The sequence below is a fragment of the Hyphomicrobium sp. genome (genome assembly GCF_047600905.1).
Classification (GTDB): Bacteria; Pseudomonadota; Alphaproteobacteria; order Rhizobiales; family Hyphomicrobiaceae; genus Hyphomicrobium_B.
The window spans coordinates 2088894-2110877 of record NZ_JASGKD010000001.1 but is presented as its reverse complement, the minus strand read 5'-3'; the positions used below and the strand labels follow the sequence as shown (position 1 = coordinate 2110877).

20 protein-coding genes and 6 riboswitches are annotated in these 21984 nt (G+C 56.6%); of the genes, 9 read left to right on the top strand and 11 right to left on the bottom strand.

The genetic code is table 11. The features are described from left to right. Positions 1 to 544: 544 nt before the first annotated feature. Positions 545 to 757 carry a helix-turn-helix domain-containing protein gene (locus QM780_RS10235; protein ID WP_415070381.1) on the top strand — a complete coding sequence of 71 codons (213 nt, stop codon included), beginning with the start codon at positions 545 to 547 and terminating at the stop codon, positions 755 to 757. A 166-nt stretch (positions 758 to 923) separates the two neighbouring features. On the opposite strand, the gene QM780_RS10230 is transcribed toward QM780_RS10235, so the two are convergent. Further along, positions 924 to 1061 carry a hypothetical protein gene (locus QM780_RS10230; protein ID WP_415070380.1) on the bottom strand — a complete coding sequence of 46 codons (138 nt, stop codon included), beginning with the start codon at positions 1059 to 1061 and terminating at the stop codon, positions 924 to 926. Between the two features lie 240 nt (positions 1062 to 1301). Beyond that, a riboswitch (Fluoride riboswitch) is annotated at positions 1302 to 1362 on the top strand. 73 nt (positions 1363 to 1435) lie between these two features. Here QM780_RS10230 and ppa point away from each other — a divergent pair. Beyond that, positions 1436 to 1978, top strand: a complete 543-nt coding sequence (gene ppa / locus QM780_RS10225; RefSeq protein ID WP_415072003.1) for an inorganic diphosphatase — start codon at positions 1436 to 1438, stop codon at positions 1976 to 1978. Here ppa and eno read toward each other — a convergent pair. After that, positions 1975 to 3270 carry a phosphopyruvate hydratase gene (gene eno, locus QM780_RS10220; protein ID WP_415070379.1) on the bottom strand — a complete coding sequence of 432 codons (1296 nt, stop codon included), beginning with the start codon at positions 3268 to 3270 and terminating at the stop codon, positions 1975 to 1977. The two genes, ppa and eno, sit on opposite strands and share 4 nt — an antisense overlap. Positions 3271 to 3302: 32 nt before the next feature. Further along, positions 3303 to 4562 (bottom strand): class I SAM-dependent methyltransferase, encoded by a 1260-nt coding sequence (locus QM780_RS10215; protein ID WP_415070378.1) that lies wholly within the window; start codon positions 4560 to 4562, stop codon positions 3303 to 3305. A gap of 140 nt (positions 4563 to 4702) precedes the next feature. After that, positions 4703 to 4765, bottom strand: a riboswitch (Fluoride riboswitch). 153 nt (positions 4766 to 4918) lie between these two features. Continuing rightward, positions 4919 to 4981: riboswitch (Fluoride riboswitch) on the top strand. Positions 4982 to 5205: 224 nt separating this feature from the next. Here QM780_RS10215 and QM780_RS10210 point away from each other — a divergent pair. The 4 genes from QM780_RS10210 (at position 5206) to QM780_RS10195 (ending at position 10493) form a co-directional block, all read left to right on the top strand. Further along, positions 5206 to 7023, top strand: a complete 1818-nt coding sequence (locus QM780_RS10210; protein ID WP_415070377.1) for a methanol/ethanol family PQQ-dependent dehydrogenase — start codon at positions 5206 to 5208, stop codon at positions 7021 to 7023. 106 nt (positions 7024 to 7129) lie between these two features. Beyond that, positions 7130 to 7777: a c-type cytochrome, methanol metabolism-related gene (locus QM780_RS10205; protein WP_415070376.1), complete on the top strand. Its 648-nt coding sequence runs from the start codon at positions 7130 to 7132 to the stop codon at positions 7775 to 7777. A 168-nt stretch (positions 7778 to 7945) separates the two neighbouring features. Next, positions 7946 to 8008, top strand: a riboswitch (Fluoride riboswitch). 232 nt (positions 8009 to 8240) lie between these two features. Next, positions 8241 to 10061, top strand: a complete 1821-nt coding sequence (locus tag QM780_RS10200; RefSeq protein WP_415070375.1) for a methanol/ethanol family PQQ-dependent dehydrogenase — start codon at positions 8241 to 8243, stop codon at positions 10059 to 10061. Between the two features lie 159 nt (positions 10062 to 10220). Continuing rightward, positions 10221 to 10493 carry a hypothetical protein gene (locus QM780_RS10195; RefSeq protein WP_415070374.1) on the top strand — a complete coding sequence of 91 codons (273 nt, stop codon included), beginning with the start codon at positions 10221 to 10223 and terminating at the stop codon, positions 10491 to 10493. A 4-nt stretch (positions 10494 to 10497) separates the two neighbouring features. Here the strand turns inward: QM780_RS10195 and crcB are convergent, their stop codons facing one another. From crcB to QM780_RS10165, 6 genes are all read right to left on the bottom strand, one after another. After that, positions 10498 to 10929 (bottom strand): fluoride efflux transporter CrcB, encoded by a 432-nt coding sequence (gene crcB / locus QM780_RS10190; RefSeq protein WP_415070373.1) that lies wholly within the window; start codon positions 10927 to 10929, stop codon positions 10498 to 10500. 31 nt (positions 10930 to 10960) lie between these two features. Then, positions 10961 to 11020: riboswitch (Fluoride riboswitch) on the bottom strand. A 255-nt stretch (positions 11021 to 11275) separates the two neighbouring features. Beyond that, positions 11276 to 11578, bottom strand: a complete 303-nt coding sequence (locus tag QM780_RS10185; protein ID WP_415070372.1) for a hypothetical protein — start codon at positions 11576 to 11578, stop codon at positions 11276 to 11278. Between the two features lie 31 nt (positions 11579 to 11609). Then, positions 11610 to 11672: riboswitch (Fluoride riboswitch) on the bottom strand. Positions 11673 to 12030: 358 nt separating this feature from the next. After that, positions 12031 to 12840 (bottom strand): tetratricopeptide repeat protein, encoded by an 810-nt coding sequence (locus tag QM780_RS10180; protein ID WP_415070371.1) that lies wholly within the window; start codon positions 12838 to 12840, stop codon positions 12031 to 12033. Positions 12841 to 13322: 482 nt separating this feature from the next. Next, complete coding sequence (locus QM780_RS10175; protein WP_415070370.1) at positions 13323 to 14510, bottom strand: tetratricopeptide repeat protein; 1188 nt, start codon at positions 14508 to 14510, stop codon at positions 13323 to 13325. 186 nt (positions 14511 to 14696) lie between these two features. Then, positions 14697 to 16079 carry a hypothetical protein gene (locus QM780_RS10170; RefSeq protein ID WP_415070369.1) on the bottom strand — a complete coding sequence of 461 codons (1383 nt, stop codon included), beginning with the start codon at positions 16077 to 16079 and terminating at the stop codon, positions 14697 to 14699. Then, entirely contained in the window at positions 16076 to 16876 is an 801-nt protein-coding gene (locus QM780_RS10165) for a MotA/TolQ/ExbB proton channel family protein (protein ID WP_415070368.1), read from the bottom strand. The genes QM780_RS10170 and QM780_RS10165 overlap by 4 nt, the downstream gene beginning before the upstream one ends. Before the next feature lie 269 nt (positions 16877 to 17145). On the opposite strand from QM780_RS10165, the gene QM780_RS10160 reads away from it, so the two are divergent. Beyond that, positions 17146 to 17595 carry a hypothetical protein gene (locus tag QM780_RS10160; protein ID WP_415070367.1) on the top strand — a complete coding sequence of 150 codons (450 nt, stop codon included), beginning with the start codon at positions 17146 to 17148 and terminating at the stop codon, positions 17593 to 17595. A gap of 12 nt (positions 17596 to 17607) precedes the next feature. Here QM780_RS10160 and QM780_RS10155 read toward each other — a convergent pair whose 3' ends face one another. After that, on the bottom strand, positions 17608 to 18117 hold the full coding sequence (locus QM780_RS10155) for a DUF1036 domain-containing protein (RefSeq protein ID WP_415070366.1): 510 nt from the start codon (positions 18115 to 18117) through the stop codon (positions 17608 to 17610). 285 nt (positions 18118 to 18402) lie between these two features. Here QM780_RS10155 and QM780_RS10150 point away from each other — a divergent pair, with 285 nt between their 5' ends. After that, the gene (locus tag QM780_RS10150; protein WP_415070365.1) at positions 18403 to 19290 is read left to right on the top strand and encodes an SPFH domain-containing protein; all 888 of its coding nucleotides are present in this window, start codon (positions 18403 to 18405) and stop codon (positions 19288 to 19290) included. Positions 19291 to 19842: 552 nt separating this feature from the next. Next, positions 19843 to 21519, top strand: a complete 1677-nt coding sequence (locus tag QM780_RS10145; RefSeq protein WP_415070364.1) for a Na/Pi cotransporter family protein — start codon at positions 19843 to 19845, stop codon at positions 21517 to 21519. A gap of 57 nt (positions 21520 to 21576) precedes the next feature. Here QM780_RS10145 and QM780_RS10140 read toward each other — a convergent pair whose 3' ends face one another. Continuing rightward, positions 21577 to 21861, bottom strand: a complete 285-nt coding sequence (locus tag QM780_RS10140; protein ID WP_415070363.1) for a PepSY domain-containing protein — start codon at positions 21859 to 21861, stop codon at positions 21577 to 21579. Between the last annotated feature and the right edge of the window lie 123 nt (positions 21862 to 21984).

Genomic DNA, 21984 nt, shown 5'->3' with positions numbered 1-21984 from the left:
GCGACACCGTGTATCTATCTGCTTTCTTGACCGATAGATCTGGGACTCGGGACATCGGGATAAACCAGGACTGCTTAATGGCCGGCTCCTTCGGATCAAATAGGAACGCCAACAGGAAGCACCCCACATCCGCCCGAAATGACGCTTGCCGTATTCCGAAATGCCGGGGCCGCCTTTGATCATTCTCGCTTCGGCTCTTCACCTGGATGCAAAGTGTTCGGGATGTCTTTTTGTCGAGCACGATTAGATCTACCCCGCAATCGTCCGTATGAGCGATAAAGGGCGAGAGGCGCCCATGGGAAGCCAGCATCAACGTGTTCGCCACAAGCGATTCTGCAATTCGCCCTAATTGGCTGGAAGTCAGTCTACCTTCTGCGTTCATTGTCCCTCCGTTATGGTAACGGCAACTCGTTGCTAGATCGATTTGGCTTGAGACTCATAGTCTACGTGGGTGCAATCGATCGCTGAGTTGGACTCAGAAGTCCAGCAAATTGAGACTCATAGTCTGTAGATCAATCGTCCGCGCCACCGTTCCCTTCAGGCCATGGACGTGCGGCGCCGGGTCGGCCTCAATCTAAAGCGATTTCGGGAGGAGAAGGGCTTTTCCCAGGAAGCCTTCGCCGATCAATGCGGCTTGCATCGCACGTATATCAGCGGGATTGAACGGGGAGTTCGCAATCCCACTGTGCTGATTTTGGAGAAGATCGCCAAGGCATTGAAAATATCTGCCTCTGAATTATTGGAGGAAAAAAAGTAGCTACGTGGCGCGCTCGTTGTAATTCAGCCCTGGCTCGTGCTGGTACGATTGCCGAGGAAAACGCACGTCGAGGCCAACCGAGCCGCTCGCATAAGGCCCTTCCACAGTGACCAACTTGCATCCCAGGTCGAGGCCTTCCTGGCATCGGTCATCTTGGGAGGACGGTTCAGGTATCGACGTGCACGAAGAAGTAGGTCGCGGGTGAGGCCGTGTTGAGGGCATCGACGACGGCAATGGTCCGGTCGACTTGCGTGCGTGACGCCTTCGTCGGCGATCTCGGTCTCAAGCAACCAGATGTACTCACGCGCCGCGACGCCGGTGTTGTCAGCCTCGGCGATGATATTGCCGAAGATGTCGCGCACACATAGTTGATCGTGCCGTTGGCCGAATTGGAGTGGGGAGTTGGCTTCTCGAGCTGCGGCGCTGGTGACGGCCGCCCCGAGCGCCTGGAGCGGAACTCTCGTTTGAAGTTGATTAGGTTTCGCAGTGCTGCGGCGAGGTGTTCCAGGGCTCCACAATTGACAACGTCGAGGGGTTGATTCAGCATTCCCAAGGGAATGAAGTCTCCCGTATAACCGCCGCAGGCTGATGACTTCTACCGCGCTCGTAGCGGTGGAAGTGCGCCTCGAGCTCCTTTCCTTCCGCATCGAGATCAATTTGGAAGCGAAAGGAATGACAATGACCATTCAGGAAATCGGTATCGGCAATGAGCCTCCCGAGGACATCAACGTCATCGTTGAGGTGCCGTCGGGCGGCGAGCCGGTGAAGTACGAGATGGACAAGGCCACTGGCCGGCTGATTGTAGACCGCATTTTGTTTACCTCGATGCGCTATCCCGGAAATTACGGATTTGTTCCTGGAACGCTGGCTGAAGATAACGATCCGATTGACGTCCTGGTTGTTGCGCACCAACAATTCGTGCCCGCGTCGGTCGTAAACTGCCGTCCGATCGGCGTTCTTTTGATGCACGATGAGGCAGGTCCGGACGAGAAGATCGTGGCCGTGCCATCGACGCGGGTAAGCGCCATCTACAAAGGTATCAAGGACTACAAAGATTTGCCCGAGATTCAACTGCAGCAGATCGTTCACTTCTTCCAGCACTACAAAGAGCTCGAGTCCTCCAAGTGGGTTCGCGTGGATGGATGGGGAGATGCAGAGGCGGCGCGAGAGCTCATCACCAAAGCCATCGACCGCCTCACGTGCCGCAATCACGTTGCCTAGAAGTGTTTGGCGAATGGGCTTGTAAACTCTGCGGAAGATCCGAGCTCGCGTTCGATTTCGATCAACCGATTGTATTTGGCTAGGCGTTCGCTTCGGCAGATGGATCCGGTCTTGATCTGGCCGCCACCTTTCGCGACGGCGTAGTCCGCGATGAACGTGTCTTCTGTCTCTCCGGATCGGTGCGAGATGATCCAGTTCCATCCGGCCGTCCGGCAGAGTCCGACGGCATGGTTAGTTTCGGTGAGTGTGCCGATCTGGTTTAGCTTGATGAGCACTGCATTGCTGGCTTGACGTTGCAAGCCCCCCGCGATCAGACGGGAATTGGTGACGTAAAGATCATCACCGACGACCTGCAGACGCGACCCCATCTCCGCGGTTTGCGTCTCGAATCCCTCCCAATCATCCTCAGCGAAACCGTCCTCGATAGAGACGATGGGATATTTCGAACAAAGTGATTTGTAGCGTTCGAGCAACTGCTGACGCGATAGGACGCCCTCACCTGATTTGGTTAGGTGATAGCTGCCAGCTTTAAAGAACGAGCTTGCAGCCGGATCGAGGGCGATCGCAATTTGTCTGCCTGGCTCGTAACCCGCATCCTCAATCGATTTGGAGATCAGTTCGAGCGCTTCCTCGTTGCTTTGAAGCGTAGGCGCAAAACCACCTTCATCGCCAACAGAGGTCGGATAACCGCAACCCGCGAGGCGGCGGCCCAACGCATGGAAGGTCTCCGCCGCGTAACGAATGGCTTCAGAGAAACTGGGTGCGCCATGAGGAACGATCATGAATTCCTGAAAATCGAGAGAATTATTGGCGTGCTTGCCGCCATTGACCACGTTGACCATCGGTACCGGCATGCGATTTGACCCGACATCGTCAAGGTACCGGTAAAGCGGGACGCTGGACGCTGCGGCGGCTGCGCGCGCCGCTGCCAGTGACACGCCGAGGATCGCATTCGCCCCAATTCTGGCTTTATTGGATGTGCCGTCGCATCCGATCAACATTCGGTCGAGTGTGACCTGATCACTCGCATCCGTGCCCGCAAGCAAAGGCGATAGGACCTCGCGGATTGTCCTAGCTGCAGCGAGCGTTCCCTTCCCCGAGTACCGCTGTGCATCTCCGTCGCGATGTTCCACGGCTTCCAGTTGCCCCGTTGACGCGCCCGCTGGAACGGAAGCGACGCCCGCGTTTCGCCACGCCAGGGTGACCTTGACGCGAAGCGTCGGCCAGCCTCGCGAGTCCAATATTTCGAACGCATCAATTTCACGTATTGCTGTGTTCACACGTTTCTCCATTGTCGATGATGATTTTTTATATTCCGACACGGCTATTCGGCAGCGCCAGGCAGTGCGAGATGTTCGCGCTCTTCAGCGCGCGTGAGCGCGTCCTCGGCGCGTACGATGTAGTCGCGGGTTTGCGGGACGCTCGCGATGCGCTTTGCAAGCTGGAGCTGGAAGACGACGAGGCCGCAGTATCTAAAACTCGCCTCGCATCCGGCGAGATAGAACTCCCACATTCTGCAGAAACGTTCGTCGAAGAGCTTAAGGGCCGTGTCACGGTTCTCCATGAAGCGTAGTCGCCAAGCGCGGAGCGTCTGAGCGTAATGCAGACGCAACACTTCGACGTCGGTGACGAGCAGGCCAGATCGTTCGATGGCGGGCAGCATCTCCGATAGCGCCGGCGCGTAGCTGCCTGGGAATATGTATTTCTCGAGCCACGAGTTGGTCGGTGCCGGTCCGTCCAGGCGGCCGATTGTGTGGAGAAGCATGACGCCGTCGTCATCAAGCAATCGACAAATGCTTGCGAAGAACCGCTGATAATCGAGCAGACCCACATGCTCGAACATACCAATTGAGACGATGCGATCGAATAATCCGTTGACATCGCGATAGTCCTGAAGCCGAAATTCAACTTGACCCTGAAGGCCGTCGAGGTTGGCGCGCGCCTTGGCCACTTCCAGTTGTTCCTTCGAAAGCGTGATGCCAGTGACGAACGTCGCGCAGCATTTCGCGAGGTAAATGGCAAGGCCGCCCCAGCCGCACCCGATGTCTAGGACTTTGTGGTTAGGGAAGGGCAACAGCTTGGCGGCGATATGCCGTTTCTTTTTCAGCTGTGCGTGGTCGAGATCGCCGTCTGGAGTGCTGAAATATGCGCAGGAATACTGCTGATCTTCATCGAGGAAGAGTTGGTATAGTGCGGCGTTGAGATCGTAGTGATGCGCTACGTTTTTCCTGGCACGTCGCGAAGAATTGCGCCGATGAACGACGGAAGCGATGTGCCGCCGCAAAATATTCTGCCATGAATGGCTCGGCAAAGCGTTGATTGCAAAGTTGCGGCAGACGAGGTCGAGGAGGTCGTAGATGCTGCCGTGAAGCATCTGCAATCGACCATCCGTGATCAGCTCGCCAAGTGCGAGGCTTGGATGAAGAGCGAGACGCCAGACCGCTTTTCTATCGGTGAGACGGAAGTAGACGGGTTCGCCCGTCCCATTTCCGAACATCGCAAATCGCCCGCTGGGAAACGCGATTTCGAGATGTCCATCGGTGATCAGTCGAGAGGCGACGATGCGCAGGAGCCATTCACTCATGGCGTCCTCCATCGGCATTGAAATCGTCATCGCGCGCTAAGTCGGCTACGCAGAAAATCAGCCGCGATCTCGATTTTTTGGAGGATTGCGAAGTTTTTTCGGATGATGCTGAGATCATAGTTCCTGCTCCGGACGAAACGTCGAAAGCAGGAGTCATCAGCCACGTCGGCGGTTATGAGGGGAACTCCATCCCCTTTCCGACTAGTAAAATCTGAGTTGGCTGGTTCGTCAACAATGGACGCGGTCGAATGGTTTCTTTAACGCAATGGTCGTTATCGCCGACCTCGCGGAGTCTTCACGAAGTAATCGAGAGTTTGTGAAAATTCCGATTGACAGCCGAATGCAGAAGCATATGTTCCGCGTCCGGGAATGGAATCTCCCGTAAAACCGCTCTGATGGCTGATGATTCCTGCTTCGATGCTGATCACCGTGAGGTGACCGGGGCAGGGACGTTAAAAGATCCAGCCTCGAGAGAGCGAAAGCCCTCTTTCAACATCGAAGAACGTTGGTGGATGAAAGAGGCCGGCTAGCGAAGCTTTGCACGCTTCTCTAACGCTAAACGGACCTCCCTCATCCCTCCAGCGACAGCCTAGTTGTTGCTTAGGCTGCGTCACGGCAGTGACGCTAGCACATGGAGGAAACGATGAGAAAGTGGGCGTTTTCCACTATAGCTGTTGCTGCGCTCTGTTACGCAGTCCCAGCATTGGCGAACGATGATGTCGTCAAGCTTACCAGCGATCCGAATAACTGGGCTATCCAATCGGGTGACTACGCTGGCCACCGCTATTCCAAACTCGATCAGATCAACACCGATAATGTCGGGCAGCTGAAGGTCGCATGGACCTTCTCTACAGGTGTCCTGCGTGGCCATGAAGGCGGTCCGCTCGTCATCGGCGATACAATGTACATCACGACGCCGTTCCCCAATACGGTCATCGCGCTCGACCTCGCGCACGACCAGAAGATCATCTGGAAATACACGCCGAAACAAGACCCGTCGGTCATTCCAGTGATGTGCTGCGATACGGTCAATCGCGGCGTACAGTACGCCGAAGGCAAGATCTTCCTGCACCAGGCCGACAACGGGCTCGTTGCCCTCGACGCGAAGACGGGCAAAGAGCTCTGGAAGGCCATGGTCGACGACGCGAAAAAAGGCGCGACGGGGACCGGTGCTCCCATCGTGGCAAAAGACAAGGTCATTGTTGGCGTGTCCGGCGGTGAGTTCGGGGTGCGTTGCCATCTCGATGCTTACGACATCAATACCGGCAAGCTGGTTTGGCGCGCCTATTCGATGGGGCCCGACAAGGACATCCTCGTCGATCCCGAAAAAACGATGTCGCTCGGCAAGCCGGTCGGCAAGGATTCATCTCTCAAGACCTGGAATGGCGACCAGTGGAAGATCGGCGGAGGCGCGACGTGGGGCTACATGTCCTACGATCCGGAACTCAATCTGATCTACTACGGGTCGGGCAACCCCTCGACGTGGAATGCGGCTCAGCGCGCCGGACCCGATGGCAAGCCGATCGATCAGAAATGGTCGACGAGCTATTTTGCGCGTGACGTCGATACCGGCATCGCCAAATGGATCTATCAAATGACGCCATTCGACGAGTGGGACTATGACGGCATTAACGAGAACATCCAGGCTGAGCTTGAAATCAACGGCGTGAAGCACAAGACGATCTCCCATTGGGATCGCAACGGCTTCGGGTATACTTGGGACCGCGTTACGGGGGAGCCTTTGGTCGCCGAAAAGTTCGATCCGAAGGTCAACTGGGCAGAAAAGATCGATCTCGACAAGTCGAGCCCGACCTACGGCCGTCCGGTGCGCGTGAAGAAGTACTCGACGTTTGCGAACGGAACCGACTTCAACACGAAGGGCATCTGTCCTGCGGCTCTCGGCTCGAAGGATCAGCAGCCGGCGTCATATTCGGAGCTGACCGGGCTCTTCTACGTGCCAACGAACCACGTCTGCATGGACTACGAACCATTCAAGGTTTCGTACACGGCTGGTCAGCCTTATGTCGGCGCAACGCTGTCGATGTATCCGGCTCCCGGTGGCGATGACATGGGTAACTTCATCGCCTGGGACGGTGCGAAGGGTAAGATCGTCTGGTCGGATCCCGAGAAGTTCTCGGTCTGGTCGGGTGCTCTGACGACCGCTGGCGGCGTTGCCTTCTACGGCACGCTCGAGGGCTACTTCAAAGCCGTCGACCAAAAGACCGGAAAGGAACTGTTCAAGTTCAAAACGCCGTCCGGCATCATCGGCAACGCCATGACCTATGCGCACGACGGCAAGCAGTATGTTGCCGTTTACTCGGGGGTTGGCGGTTGGGCCGGTATCGGCCTCGCAGCGGGCCTCACGAACCCGACCGATGGTCTTGGTGCTGTTGGCGGTTATGCGGGTCTTTCTCAATATACCGAGTTAGGCGGCTCGCTCACGGTATTCTCGTTGCCATAGCGCTTCCTCCGTTAAGAAGCCACGCAAGCTATGCACGAGGACTTGGCCGGCAAGAACACGCTCTTGCCGGCCATTTTTGAGTAAGAAAAAACGGAGTCATCATCTCGTGAAGTTTTTTACGAACCTCGCCGCGTGTGCGGTCGTTCTCGGCTGCGTTTCGTCTCACACTACGAGTGCGGCCGAATCCAGCGAAACCGCAAAATCGTTTTCCGTCGCGGATTCGGCTCCTAATCCCGACGATCCAAATGCGCCGCCGCCAGGTTCGCGAAAGGCAGACGGGGATGCCGTGTATTCCAATCCAGTCAGCGAACTCGCGAAGACGATGCCCGATGTGAAATTCCAGGACGGTCGTTACAGAAACAAGGACAGCGATCCGCAGCCCGTCGTCACTAAGGACTACATAGTTGATTGGGGAACGTGGAACGGTTTCCGGCGGTACCACGACGCGTGCCATGTCTGCCACGGCCCGAACGCGCTAGGCAGCACGTTCGCACCAGCCCTCGCTGAATCGCTCAAAACAATTGATTACAACACGTTCCTTGCCACCGTGTCGGGCGGCAAGAGAGAAAACCGGGGCGGCACCGACTTCGTGATGCCGTCGTTCGGGGAAGACAAGAATATCATGTGCTACATCGACGACATCTACACCTACATCAAGGCGAGATCGCTCGGCGTGCTCCCGCCCGGCCGCCCGAATGGCCGCGAAGATATTTCTCCCGAAGCGCGCAAGGCCGCCGACGACTGCACAGGATGAACGTGGGGATGTTTGAGTCCGGCACCGACAGGCGCAGGACTCTTCAGTTATCAGCAGGCGGATCAAGAAGATCCGCGCGCGTGCGAAAATCGGGAAAAATTGTCAATCACAAAAAAGCTCTCGATTGCGTGAAAATTCGCGTTGACTTCGTGAAGGCGTTGCTCAATGTTCCTGACTGGGAATGGAATCTCCCGTATAACCGCCCCGATGGCTGATGATTCCTACTGCGTTGATGTCCTCATTCTTCGAGTGAGGCTGCAGTAGGGATCTGTTCGTGTTCCTGCTGCGGGAGAGGCGTGTCTCTTTCATCAACTCAGAAGTCGGGGGGATGAAGGAGACAGTTGAGCGGTTGAGCTTTCCACGCTTGCAACCCCTCTCTTCTGAAATCCTTTCATCCTCCCGGCGACGGCTGAGTGGGCTCAGCTGCGTCGCGTACGCGCGACGCTAGCACATGGAGGAAGTAATGAGGAAGTGGGCTAGTTCCACGGCCGCTGTTGCTCTGCTGGCTGTCTCTTCGCCGGCTTGGGCCAACGAGGACGTGATCAAACTGACAAGCGATCCCAATAACTGGGCGATACAGTCGGGCGACTATGCGGGCCACCGCTATTCGAAGCTCGACCAGATCAACACCGACAATGTCGGCCAGCTGAAAGTGGCGTGGACGTTCTCGACGGGCGTTCTTCGTGGTCACGAAGGCGGACCGCTGGTGATCGGCGACGTCATGTACGTTCATACCGCGTTCCCGAATATCGTATACGCACTGAACCTCGCCGACGATCAAAAGATCATCTGGAAGTACGTGCCGAAGCAGGATCCTTCAGTCATCCCCGTCATGTGCTGCGACACCGTCAACCGCGGTGTGCAGTATGCGGAAGGCAAGATCTTCCTGCATCAGGCCGATACGTCACTTGTCGCCCTCGACGCCAAAACCGGCAAAGAGCTTTGGAAGGTCGTCGACGGCGATCCGAAGAAAGGCGAAACGGGCACGGGTGCTCCTATCGTCGTCAAGGACAAGGTTCTGATCGGCATCTCGGGCGCCGAGTTCGGCGTGCGCTGCCATCTGACCGCTTATGACATCAACACAGGCAAGAAAGTCTGGCGCGCCTACTCGATGGGGCCGGATTCGGACATTCTCGTCGATCCGGAGAAGACGATGTCGCTTGGCAAACCGGTCGGCAAGGATTCGTCCTTGAAGACCTGGAACGGCGACCAATGGAAGATCGGTGGCGGTTCGACGTGGGGCTACATGTCCTACGATCCGGAACTCAATCTCGTCTACTACGGGACGGGCAACCCCTCCACTTGGAACGCGGCTCAGCGTGCCGGACCGGGAGGTAAGCCGATCGATCAGAAATGGTCGATGACTTATTTCGCTCGCGACGTCGACACCGGTATCGCCAAGTGGGCCTATCAGATGACGCCGTTCGACGAGTGGGATTATGACGGCATCAACGAGAACATCCAGGCCGAGCTGATGATCAAGGGCGAGAAGCGCAAAACGCTGACGCACTTTGACCGCAACGGCTTTGCGTACACGATTGATCGCGTCACGGGCGAGCCTCTTGTTGCCGAGAAGTATGATCCGATCGTCAACTGGGCGACCGGCATCGATCTCGACAAGTCGAGCCCGAATTACGGCCGACCGATCCGCGTGAAGAAGTATTCGACCTTCGCCAACGGTACGGACTTCAATACGAAGGGCATCTGCCCTGCGGCCCTCGGAACGAAGGACCAGCAGCCGGCTTCCTACTCGGAGCTGACTGGCCTGTTCTACGTTCCGACGAACCACGTTTGCATGGACTATGAGCCGTTCAAGGTTTCGTATACGGCTGGTCAGCCCTACGTCGGCGCCACGCTGTCCATGTTCCCGGGTCCGGATAAGCCGGAGCGCATGGGTAACTTCATTGCGTGGGATGGTGCCAACGGCAAGATCGTGTGGTCCGATCCTGAGCAATTCTCGGTGTGGTCGGGCGCTTTGACGACGGCTGGCGGCGTTGCCTTCTACGGCACGCTCGAAGGCTACTTCAAAGCTGTCGATCAGAAGACCGGCAAGGAACTGTTCAAGTTCAAGACGCCTTCCGGAATCATCGGCAACGCCATGACCTATATGCACGACGGCAAGCAGTACGTCGCCGTGCTGTCGGGTGTTGGCGGATGGGCCGGTATCGGTCTTGCCGCGGGTCTGACGAATCCGACCGACGGTCTCGGCGCCGTCGGCGGCTATTCGGGCCTGTCGGAGTACACCAACCTTGGTGGCTCGCTCACTGTCTTCTCGCTGCCCTAGCGCTTCCTCCGTGAAAGAAACGTTATAGGCTGCGAGCAACTTGACCGGCGCGTGAAAACGACGTGCCGGTCCTTTTGGAAAGGAATTCAGCCAAGCCCGCAAGGGCTTGGTTGGTTTGACAAAACAAATCAAACGAAATCATACAGCGCGGTGACGGCGATGATGATCATCGTGATAGGGGCTAGCCTCGTCATTCTTCTTCTGGCCTTTCTTGGCTACGTCGAATCCCATTGGATCGCACCCGGCGTTCTTTTCGTAGTACCCGCGCCGCTGGTTCTCGCGTTTCTCTGGAACGAACCCACGACTGTCTTGGCGGGAGCATTGCTCGGACTTTTCGTGGCACTCTACGTTGCATTCTATCTGGGAGGACTAATCCGCGCGATGGTTGCTCGCCCGCGAGAAAAGGCCGGCTTCCAGGTTCGCCAGTACTGAAACGTCAGGCGTCTTCCTCCAGCGTCGTCTGGGCGATCTGCTCCGCGCCGCCGTTGAGGTAAGCCGCGATGTAGTGCCCGGCCGCAACGGCCAGAATACAGAGTGTGATCGAGAGAATGATATTCATCGCGGCCCTCGTGACGGAGCCACTCCGCAACAAATCCAAGGTTTGCAAGCTAAAGGCGGAAAAGGTCGTATAACCTCCGCAAATCCCCACCATCACAAAAATCCGCAGTTCCTCGGGCACCGGGTACCGGCCGTGCGCAAGTGTGAGCGTGCCAAAGAAGCCAATGATAAAAGAGCCCGTGATGTTGATGATGATCGTTCCCCAGGGCAGATCACCGCTGATGGGAAGGGCCAACATCGACACGGTGTAGCGCATCAGGGTTCCGAGGGCGCCGCCGAGCATGATAATGAGGCAGGATGTGAACGACATGGAAGACTCCTTCTACGCTTTCGTTTCCGATTTCACGATAGGAGTCATCAGCCAGAGGCGCTTATCGGGGAACTCCATCCCCATCACTTGCATAACTAATCGACTCGTCGAAACGCTTTAATTCGGAATGTCCCAACGATGGTGAGAAATGTGCGGCAGCCGCGTTCCGTTGCCAATTGAAGATCGCTATCCTTCTCGACATCACGCCGGGCAAGCCGACCCAACGGCGGCAGGAGTAAGATCAACGTGGCTGGTGTCCTTACGAACATCGCCAACGGCGGTATCAAAAACATTGCAGACATACGCGCGTGGCGGCGAACGCGTCGCAAAGGGCGGTTAGGAAGATCTAACCGAGGGACTTGTCGAAGCGCCGCTTCAAGTCGACCAATATCTTCAGCAGCGAGAGGGCACAGCATTTGACATGCCGCTGCGAAGGGTAACTGCGCGTCGGATGAGGTGCTTTCTGGACGGCGAGACCGTCAGCGGTTCGCAACAAAAGCTTCAACAATTCATTCGCGTCCACGTTGTCTGCGCGCATCAACAGTTGAGTTTCCGGTTCGAAAAGAAGCGCGAGCAGTTGCGTGCGCAAGCGCTTCTCACGTCGCGATGCCGCCAAGTCGATGGGTTTATAGGGCTCGGGGGTTTTCATTCGACAACCTCTCTCATACCCAGATGGGCGCTGCGAGACAGGAGTCATCAGCCGAAATTGGCAGTTTGCGGGGAACTCCATCCCCGTCTTTCGATATCGGTTTAGAGGCGGCCGATCAGCCGGTCAACCACCGAGTCAGCAATAGCCGCTTTACCAAGCAGACCGCCACCTCGCAGATCGACGAATTCACAACGATCGGGTGGCTCAAGACCGCTTTCTCTGCGAGGCCGCCGTCTTGGAGACCACCGGTAAAACGGTTCGGGAAAAACTTGTACGAATCTTTGAGTCAATTTCTAAGTCGGCTTCGCCGAGTTTGCAGACCTTAATGGCTGAACTCGCCCAAGCGAGAAGCCTCGTGACGCGGAACCTCAGAAAGCGGACATAGCCGTCCCACGCTCAGGATCGAAATAAGAATTTAATCGCGAGCACTGCGCGCCGCGATCAAGAGATGACTAGTCATTCACTTCCGCAAGAATATGCTCATCGATGTGATCGAGATAGCTTGCGACACTGGGTTCGAGCTTCTTCTTCAATGCCGTCAAATTTGCTTCCGCTGGCGCGCAGGCTGCGGGCTCGCCGCAAATCTTGGCGGAGAGCGCGAGCCACATGGCCGCCTCGCTTAAATTGGGCTTCCCAAAGTCTGGATTGGCGTGGATGACGGCAAGCGCCCCGAAACCCGTATCAAGTCCGGTGCGGGCGGCATTCGCGGCAAATTCGGTCGCCTGCTTTTTCAACGCCTCGTCTTTCGAGTACATGACGGCGTAATATGCCAACGCGGCGTATCCCGTTGCGAGGCCTTCATTGATGAATGCGTTGGATGCGTCAACGGTCTGCCGATTGCCTCTGACGGCCAACTGGATGAGTTCGCTTGCCGTCATGCCCATGCGCGACGGATTGATCTTGGACTTCTGCGCGAGTTGCACTGCGGGCTGAAAACCTTCCCGAGCGGAGAGGGTCAAAAGCTCGCTCCCTTTCACGGGATCAGCCATGATGCGCTTACCGTCGAGATAAATTTGGCCGAGGATGAAGCGGGCAGCCGGTTGCCTCTGCTCGACCGCTGTTTTGAGATAGGAAATCGCAATGCCATCGTTCTGCGGAACGCCGGTTCCGTAGAGGTAATTGATGCCGAGTTCAGTAGATGCCGGTCCAATGCCTCGTTTCGACAGACCATCGAGAGCGGCAATAATTTCCGGCGACGGCTGTGTCCCGCCCTTTTTCTTCAGCGTGAAGAATGCCGTCATATCGACGACGAGTTCGCTCACCCCAAGTAACGTGGAAATTTCCTTGAAGTCCCGGACCGGGGCCGGGTTCGCGTTTTTGCTCGCGCTGTCGCGTGGCTGCGGCGCCTCATCGGCCGCAGCAGGCTTCACCGAAACAGTAGATGGTTTGGTTTCGGCGACAGACTCGTTACCAGCAACCGCTGAATTCGGAAGCAGTCGCTGATTTGTCTTTATCCGCAGCGGAATTCTCCGCTTTGGCCTGAGGGTCTCCTTTCGTTTTATCGTCGATTACGATCGGTACCGGGTCTGGCCGCGATTGGAGAAAGATCCAAGCTCCGGCAGCCGTGCCGATCGCAAGAAACGCTGCTCCGCCGAGAAACAAAACTCGGGAGATTGATGGCACTATTACGGCATCAATTGCGGCGCCGCCCACTTCCCCTCCGACGCCGCAGATCGGGCAGACCGCATGAGCGTCGGCATCGAAGACGTGGCCTTGCCGGCAGCGGATCATTCTTGCTGACATATTAATCGCTCCTCCGGACTGGTAATGAGGTCACGCCTCGGAGCAGGGTTCCGAGATCCTGATACTGTTCGGCCGAAAGCGCAGTTACCAGGGGCGCAATCACCTTGTCGACGATCTGGGCTTCATCAGGTGAAGAAGTGTTTTCGCGTGCAATATACGCAATGGCGGCGGCTTCGACCGGACCCTTTTCAGTTTCGAATCCATCCGCCGACCAATTGGCGACGTCGACCAGCGCCGGCCACGAATAGAGGCGAGCAGCCCTCAGGATGAGATCTCGACCTTGCTTCTGATCGCGAATTGTCCCCTGGCCGTAAAAGGTCAGGGTACCGGTCCAAAAGATGCCGCTGGTCGTATTGTCCTGGAGCAGCGCGGACGCAACCTTGAATGCGTCCTGATATGATCGGCCGAGCGCCTCATTGAGAGTGTTGAAAGTCGGATCGTAATCGCTGCTCTTCAACCCGATCTCGGCCGCAAGGCGCAATGCTTCGGGCCGTGACTCCTTGACTGCCTTGATGAGCCAAATTTTCCCTTTTGCCGGATCGGTCGGCACCAAGGGATAAAGCCCGTTCAAATAGATTTCCGCTAGGTGAAATTGCGCATAGTAGAAGCCGGCATTGGCGGATGAGGTCAGCAAAGCCAATGCCACCGCATAGTCTTGCGGCACGGTCTCGCCCTTTTCGACCATCAAGGCGTACCAGTACATCGATGCCGGATTAGCTTTGGCGATGTCGGATCTCATCCACGATCTGGCGAGCGCATACTCTTGCCGAAGAAAGGCATAACATCCGCGCGTCGTTGCCAAGAGTTCGCGACCAAGCGGCGAAAACTTGTATTTCTCTTCCAAGTTCAGCGCGATCGCATCGCGTATATCTGCATTCGGTTGCTCCTGGCCATTTGACGGTCCGGGACCGGGAGGTTTTTCAAGCAAGACCTGCTTAGTTTGGTCAGGCGCGGGCGATGGCGGAGCAGGTGCCGGCGTTACCTCAGTCTTCTTCGTATCGTCGTGTTTGTCCGCGCCCTGTGTTGAAACTCCTTTCGCAGGCGGAGCGCCGCTCGCGGGTACGGATGGATTTTCCGCAGTCTTATTGTCTTGCGCGGTCTCAGTCTTTTCGCCGTCGTCATGTGGGGGTGGAACGGGCGCCGGCGGCGAGGGCCAGAAAAGAAAAATCACCAGACCGAGAAGCGCCACGCCAACTCCGCCGGCGCCGAGGAATAGCGCTGTTCTATCTTTAACGGGGGATGGTACCGGATTTGGCCGGGGGCTCGGCGTCGACGCGACGCCCTCGCCGCAAACCGGACAGGTTTGGCTGTCGGCTAGATCGAAGAAGTGGCCTTGAGGGCATCTGACAAGTTTTGAGTTCATTTCATCGGTTCGCTAATGCGGCGGCTCGTTCATGATGTCGGGTTCGAGTTGTTTTGGCGAAAATATCGGTGCGGGTTTGGCTTCCGGCGGCTTCATCTCAAGATCTTTCGTATCCGCAACCTTTTCGAGTTCACCCTCCAACTGGTTGAGATGCAGCCGCCCATCAGAAAGTGCAGCGATATATTCGCTCTCAACGGCCACAGCCGCTCCTTTCCGCTTCAAGAGCTTTTTGCCTTCTGCAATGTCGTCAATTGAGGCGGATTTAAATACTCCGGGCGGAGCATAGACGAAAGCCGGCCTGAGCCAGCGATAGCCGTCTTCAACCGTGATCGCCCCAGATGCCATTTGATCGAACACGGCTCCCGATATCTGTTCCTTGCCCGATATCTTTCCCGCGACGTAGGCGACGAAGGTTGCTTTGAGCTTTGCAAGATCGCTGTTCGGCGACGGCTCGATGTTCGCGAAGCACATCAAGCCGTCGCAAGCAGAGGCGAAATATTCGTCGCGAAGTTTTGTTCGTGTACTCTCGTCGAGCGTCTTGGTTGACAGGCTACCGTCAACACCTCTCTCTAAAACGACAAGTCCGTAGGGCCACTTGTCCCCCGTGCCAAATCCACCCTCAACGGTTTCGCCGCGGCTGGACGTCGCCGCTATGTCGACCGAGCAACTTCGCGCCTTGGACTTTGCCGTGTAGACCGGATTCAATAGTTTCACCCAAATAAGAAAAGTCTCTTTTTTGCCGCTTTCAGGCGTACGCCACCAGATACTCCCGTAGTCCCGGAAGCCGCCGCGCAGCAGAGACGATTTCGCTTCCCCCGGCCAGAACGCGCTCTGTACTTTGCGAGTAACGGTCGGTTGGATTATAGGTTTCTCATTCGCGGTCGGCTGCCCCTTGGCGTCGGACCAGACATAGAGATCGAAATCAGAGCCGGAGCAGTTCGCCCAGGATGCGACTACTATGGTTGACGGCCGCGTGCTGCGCTTAAGCTCTTCGAGTTCCTTCTTCAGCCTTGCAACTTCGGCTTCGAGCTCTTCCTTGGCCTTCTTTAGCCGATCGACTTCGGCGAGCGCCTGATTGAGTTCGTTCTTGAGTTGCGCGATCTCGTCTTTGAGCGTCGCCAATTCCTGTTTGAGCGCTTCGATCTTGCGCAGAAGCGCGTCTATTTCCTCATCCGTGAGACGGCCCTTCTTGAGCGTATCGGAAATCTCGTTGGCCATCTTCGAGGCGTTATCGGCCCTTTCTTGGGCCTGATCCGCCGTCTTGCTGTTCGAGACGGAAAGCACGTAATGCGGCAACATGATCACGACCAGGATCAGGAAGGCACCCATGGCCTTCGTGATGACGGCCATGAGCGCGACCTCGCCGCCAACTGCCTCGCGCCGGGGCCGCTTCATTTTTGCGATCCCTGGCCAACATCATCTGGAATGTAGAGCCGGTTGATGAGATTCTTGAGAACGTACTGCCCGGCGGAGTTCAGTGCGCTTTCTTCCTTTTTTTGCACCGCATGCTGCAGAAACACGATGATGGCACTGACAATGAGCGCGATGAGCGTCGTGTAGAAGGCGACCGCCATTGCGCCAGTTACTTTGCCAATATCCGGGTTTTTCGGATTGATGACTTCCAGCGCGACGGCAATACCGACGACGGTGCCGATGAAGCCGATGGTCGGAATGAGCCACGAGATATAACGCACGTTCTGATAACGGAGATCGAGCCTGTGCATCAGCAGATCCAGGCTCGATGTCAGAATCGCGACAGCTTGATCGACCGACCGGCTGGCTTGCAGCTGCGTAATGGAAATGTCGATCAGATAAGGAAGAAAGCCGTTGTCGCCATCGTAGAGTGAAACCACCTTGGCGCGCACGGGACCGAGGTCCTTGAGCTGAAGAACGGAGGTATCGTCCTCGGGAAGAAAATGCTGCTTGAGGAATGCCGTTTCGTATTTCGCCGTCCGCCAGCGGACGTAGAGGTCTGCGATACCGGCCGCCATGATCACATAGGTGGCGTTCTGGATGGTGAACGGATAGGGAAATACGCTGTATTGGGTATGATCGAGCAGCAGCGCCGCCGCTGTTGAATTCATCGGCAGCACGAATGACAGAACGGCGATGATGCCTACCGTGATCGCCAGCGCGATCCCCGTCACGAGGCCAGCATTTGGCAGCCTGCGTGGCACAACTTTTCCGACCATGACAACGAGAGCCCCCGCCCGGTGATTGCCACCGCGACGCGTGCCGCGGTCGATTTAAAAAACAGCGATCAGTGTAGATATCGTTACGATAAATCGCAGATGCGGTGAGAGCAATACGGCTTGCGCTGCTTTGCAGCACCGGTGCACGCACGATCCTGCATCGGCCAGCAACGTTCGGCACAAAACGGCATCGGAATCTTCCTCGGACAATTCCGCGATGCTACGACGAACAGACCGTGACAGCCTTTGTCTGTCGCCGGAGGTCGATGATGGTGAATCTATTGCGCTTGGGCAAAAAAGGGAGATGGCAAGCGTTTGTATGGGCCGCCTTCGGGTCCGCGCTCTGCTCAGGCGCTTCGGCCGAGGTTGCCGCCTGGATCCGGCAGTGGCAGGACAGGGCACCCGACGCGGCCGAAATCAAGATCGTGTCGGCCACGTCCGATGTTCTCGCTAAAAACGAAGTTGGTCGCCACCTCGACATAAAAGCGAAGGCAAAAGTGCTGACCGTCGAGCGCACCGAAGCGGGCATTAAGCCCGGAGCCGTCATCTGCATCCATTACGACCTATGGAATGCGGACGATCTCTTGCCGGGCGGTACACCCATCCGAATTATCGCGACAGGGGATCATCTCATGGCTTTCATCGCCAAGCGCGACGACGACGCTTGCTTCGCCCCGGCTGCGGAAGGCCAGAGCTTCGTTGATGCCGCTCGCCGTTAGTCCGCGGCCTCCCTACTTGAAGCCCTGATAGGAAATCGACACCTCCGCATCCTTGGTGAAGGTGTACTCGACATTGATAGGACCATTAGCGCTTAAAGCTGATTTCCGATAAGCACTCAGCGTCGGCTTGGAGTTCGTCGGACGCTGGTCCGTATCATAGAGATTGAAGTCCTCGGTCAGGTCCCAGAAATACTTGTCGCCACCGTCTGCGTGGGGCCAGTTATAGCGGTGCATCTTGTCGCCGACTTGATACAAATTCGTCTCGGCGCGCCAATAGAATTCTGGTACGGCGAGCGCACTGTCGAAATCGTTGCATTTTCCGGGCCGGAGCCAGAGCCAGCCGCGGCCAATCCAGCCGGAATGCTTGCCGTTTCGATCGAACTGTTCATAAGCGATCGCAACGAAAATCTCTTGGGTGAACTCGTTGCAGAATATGATGTGAGAAGAAGCGGGTGAACTTCCCACCAGCAGCAGGGAGATGCTGACACCAAGCCAAGCAACTCGAAACATCGATCTTTTCATTTTCCCACCCCATGGAGATCGATTTGCTTATGGCCGCAGTTGCGATTCTGCCGAGATCCATGTGATCAAATACCAGAAAAGTGCTCATCGTGTATTGCGGTCGTTTCCTCCGCCATGGATCAATAGCGATCCTCGATACAGGGCAGTCCAAAGCGTCTACGGTCGAAACGACAGCTGTCCTAGATGCGCGCCGAGAGACCGATACATGTATTCAAGGTCTTTGCCAGCGAATTGGCGGCTGTAAGCCTAATGGAATTCATCGCATCAGCAGGTGAAGGAGCGAATATGAACGACAAGCCGGCCGCGTCACTCATTCCGAGCCAGGAATCCGTTGCACAGACGTCAAGCGGTTACGTCATGCTCGCCGCACTGGTGATCGTCGTAGCATTGACGATCTTGTCTGCATTTTCGGGTTTTACCGGGCTTGCGATCGTCGGCGCGCTCGCCTTCCTCTTTATCGCCAAAGGATTTTACATGCTGCAGCCCAACCAGGCAGCAGCAATTCTGCTTTTTGGCACCTATATCGGCACAGATCGGCGGACTGGCCTCCGCTGGGTCTGGCCGTGGATGAGCAAGGCGAAACTTTCCATCCGCGCTAACAACATCATTTCGGAGACGATCAAGGTCAACGATCTGCGCGGCAACCCAATCGAGATGGCGGCGCAGGTCGTATGGCGCGTGACTGATACGGCGCAAGCGCTGTTCGACGTCGAGGATTATAAGGCGTTCGTTAGGGTCCAGATTGAGGCTGCTGTGCGTGCCATCGGATCGCACTACCCGTATGACGACTTCGAGCACCAGGAAATCACGCTTCGCGGCAACAGCGATCAGGTCAAGTCGGAGTTGCGCAACGAGCTAATAAGCCGGCTGCAGGTGGCTGGCATCACGGTTGACGAGTGCGGCTTCACCCATCTCGCCTACGCGTCAGAGATCGCCGGGGCCATGCTTCGCCGCCAACAAGCCCAAGCCGTCGTCGCGGCGCGCAAGACGTTGGTCGAAGGTGCCGTGGGCATGGTGGAGATGGCACTCGACATGCTGTCACAGAAGGAGATCGTCGAACTCGATCCCGAGCGCCGCTCGACATTGGTTTCGAACCTAATGGTTGTGCTGTGCAGCGAGCGCGACACCCAGCCGATCGTCAATGCGGGGGTGAGCCCGCAATCCAAAGGCTGAGCTTGCGGTAGGTGACGTCGAAGACGGGAATGATCACGTACCGTCACGTGTGTTCTTCGGCGGGCGACCGAGTCCGCACAACAGCGAACAGCGGACAAAACGATCCGGCGATCAGAGCGAGCATCGGCACGGTCGTTGACTTCCGCTTATGGGACGGACCGACCGTGCCGCAATCGTAGCATTGCGAGATTTCGGACCTCAGCGAAGCTCGCATTCGGTTGGATTAGGCTTATGGAGACACGTCTGCAATTCGCTGATTTCGGACACCACAACGCATTGGCTCACGTGGAAGCGGCGCTGCTCATCGGATGAGCAGAATTAGTGGGGGTCGTCGGTGAAAGAGCTCATGCGAAGTTAGTGACATCAACGATAGGAGCATAAAATAGCGGACACCCTTCATGCTTCCCTATGGTCGCCGCAATAGATTGACTGCGCGCTTGAAATACAGACGAGATGCGCAAAAATGTTGTTAGATTACATCGCATCATGTTGCCTTCGGCAAAATGATGAATTGCTCGATGAGGCGCTCAATAAGTTGGAAATTCGTCCGCAATGACATCTGCTAATCCATTGATCGAAATGGCGGGCTTCATCGCGCTCCTCCTGTGGGGGACGCATATGGTGCAGACCGGCGTCCAGCGGGCGTACGGTGCAAATCTCCGTGCCATCCTGGGTGCGGCTTTGCAGACCCGCTTACGCGCCTTTGTTGCCGGCGTCGGCGTCACAGCTCTCCTCCAGAGCAGCACTGCGACCGGACTGATGATTGCGGGATTTGCGGCCGCTGGTTTCGTTGAGCTCGCACCGGCGCTTGCGGTGATGCTGGGCGCCAATGTTGGCACGACGCTGATCATTCAAATCCTATCGTTCGATGTCGGTGTGCTGGCGCCCGTTCTCATTCTTATTGGCGTCATCATGTTTCGCCGTGATTCGAGCTCGCAGGCGCACGACCTGGGGCGCGTCTTCATCGGGCTCGGTTTGATGCTGCTTGCGCTGCGAAATCTTCTCGACCTAATGACGGGCTATGAAGATACCCCAAACCTCCGGATGCTTCTGGGTGCCGTTTCCACCTCGCCGTTTCTCGACATTGTCCTCGCGGCCGGTCTCACCTGGGCAGTGCATTCGAGTGTCGCGGTGGTATTGCTGATCATGTCGCTCGCTGCAAAAGGCGCAGTTCCACCATATGCCGCCTTCGCACTCGTCCTCGGCGCCAATCTGGGGACGGCCATCAATCCGCTCATCGAGGGACCGCCGACCGATGATCCGGTCGCGAAACGCGTTCCGCTGGGCAATCTCCTGACCCGCATTGCCGGTGTAGCCCTAGCCTTCGCGGCACTTTCACCGATCTCGCGTCTCGTGGTTACTGTCATTCCCGATAATGCGCGGGCGGTCGCGGCGTTTCATACCTTCTTCAATGTCGCCGTCGCGGTTCTCTTTTTTCCCTTTTTGACGTCCTATGCACGGCTGTTGGAACGTTGGTTGCCTGCTCGTGTCGATCCGAAGGATCCCTCTTTGCCGCGGTATCTGGATCCAGCTGCGCGGGAGACGCCAATCGTTGCTCTGGGAGCCGCTTCACGAGAGGTGCTGCGGCTTGCCGACGTCCTGACCGACATGCTTCAAGGCGTCAAAAACTGCCTCGTGACCAACGATCGGCGCCTAATGGTCGAGACGCGCCGGCAAGATGACGTGATCGATCGACTGAATACCGCGATCAAGACCTATTTGACGTCGATAGATCGCGACGAACTCAACGAATCCGACCAACGACGGTTGAATGAAATCATCGTATTCGCGATGAACATCGAGCAAGCGGGCGATGTTATCGACCGCAGCCTCCTTCCCCACATTGCTAAGCGCTCCAAGCGCGGCCTCGTTCTTGCGAAGGAAGACGAAGCCGAGTTGGTTCGATTGACTCAGCGCTTATGTGCAAACGTCGGCTTGGCCGCGTCCTTGTTCATGACCGACGACCAGCGAACTGCGCATCGGCTTGCGGACGAAAAAGTCGTCTTCCGGAATGTAGAGGCGCGCGCTACCATGGCTCATGTCGATAAAATGCGGACCGGGAGTTTGGATATGGTTCAGGCCACCGCGCTGCACATTGATCTCCTCAGAGATATGAAACTCCTCAATGGCTATATCGTAGCCGCTGCGGCGTATCCCGTCCTCGAACGCTCCGGTGCTTTGCTTCCCAGCCGAATCGCAAGACTCGATCGAAAGAGCAAATCAGAGTAGCTTAAAGACCTCTGGCCGCATGTCGAACACACGACGCCAGAGGTAGGTCTGTCGTTATCAATCGTCGTAGCCTGTCACGACCTCGCCGGTGGTCGGATTGGCGTGTCCTTCGATGCGCACTCCATCTGCGTTCGTCGCAGCAAACTCGTACGCGCCGTCGTCCGCTTCAATCTTCGTCACATTGTAGCCTTGAGCCTTGAGCTTCTGAATTACGTCGGACAGCGAAAGCCACCTATCCGCCGGAATATTGAGCCGCTTCGAATGGTCGTCGGCCTGGGCGGATACGGCAAAACCGAAAAGGATCGCAGCGAAAGGAAGGACAAGATTGCGGGCCATCAGCATTGGAAAAACTCCTCTATTTTTGTCAAACCGCTATCGGTCACGCGTAAACTTGCCCGAGGCGCTCTGACGGCGATCTGATGGTGCACGTCAGCGATTTGTCAGTTCCGATACGCCACACTGCCC

Bases quoted from the DNA above. Each gene is read 5' to 3' on its own strand.
- eno (WP_415070379.1), bottom strand. From the start codon at position 3,270: ATGGAGAAACGTGTGAACACAGCAATACGTGAAATTGATGCGTTCGAA.
- crcB (WP_415070373.1), bottom strand. From the start codon at position 10,929: ATGTCGTTCACATCCTGCCTCATTATCATGCTCGGCGGCGCCCTCGGA.
- QM780_RS10215 (WP_415070378.1), bottom strand. From the start codon at position 4,562: ATGAGTGAATGGCTCCTGCGCATCGTCGCCTCTCGACTGATCACCGAT.
- QM780_RS10145 (WP_415070364.1), top strand. From the start codon at position 19,843: ATGACATCTGCTAATCCATTGATCGAAATGGCGGGCTTCATCGCGCTC.
- QM780_RS10160 (WP_415070367.1), top strand. From the start codon at position 17,146: ATGGTGAATCTATTGCGCTTGGGCAAAAAAGGGAGATGGCAAGCGTTT.
- QM780_RS10140 (WP_415070363.1), bottom strand. From the start codon at position 21,861: ATGCTGATGGCCCGCAATCTTGTCCTTCCTTTCGCTGCGATCCTTTTC.
- QM780_RS10155 (WP_415070366.1), bottom strand. From the start codon at position 18,117: ATGAAAAGATCGATGTTTCGAGTTGCTTGGCTTGGTGTCAGCATCTCC.
- QM780_RS10165 (WP_415070368.1), bottom strand. From the start codon at position 16,876: ATGGTCGGAAAAGTTGTGCCACGCAGGCTGCCAAATGCTGGCCTCGTG.
- QM780_RS10170 (WP_415070369.1), bottom strand. From the start codon at position 16,079: ATGAAGCGGCCCCGGCGCGAGGCAGTTGGCGGCGAGGTCGCGCTCATG.
- QM780_RS10200 (WP_415070375.1), top strand. From the start codon at position 8,241: ATGAGGAAGTGGGCTAGTTCCACGGCCGCTGTTGCTCTGCTGGCTGTC.
- ppa (WP_415072003.1), top strand. From the start codon at position 1,436: ATGACCATTCAGGAAATCGGTATCGGCAATGAGCCTCCCGAGGACATC.
- QM780_RS10210 (WP_415070377.1), top strand. From the start codon at position 5,206: ATGAGAAAGTGGGCGTTTTCCACTATAGCTGTTGCTGCGCTCTGTTAC.
- QM780_RS10185 (WP_415070372.1), bottom strand. From the start codon at position 11,578: ATGAAAACCCCCGAGCCCTATAAACCCATCGACTTGGCGGCATCGCGA.
- QM780_RS10235 (WP_415070381.1), top strand. From the start codon at position 545: ATGGACGTGCGGCGCCGGGTCGGCCTCAATCTAAAGCGATTTCGGGAG.
- QM780_RS10195 (WP_415070374.1), top strand. From the start codon at position 10,221: ATGATGATCATCGTGATAGGGGCTAGCCTCGTCATTCTTCTTCTGGCC.
- QM780_RS10150 (WP_415070365.1), top strand. From the start codon at position 18,403: ATGAACGACAAGCCGGCCGCGTCACTCATTCCGAGCCAGGAATCCGTT.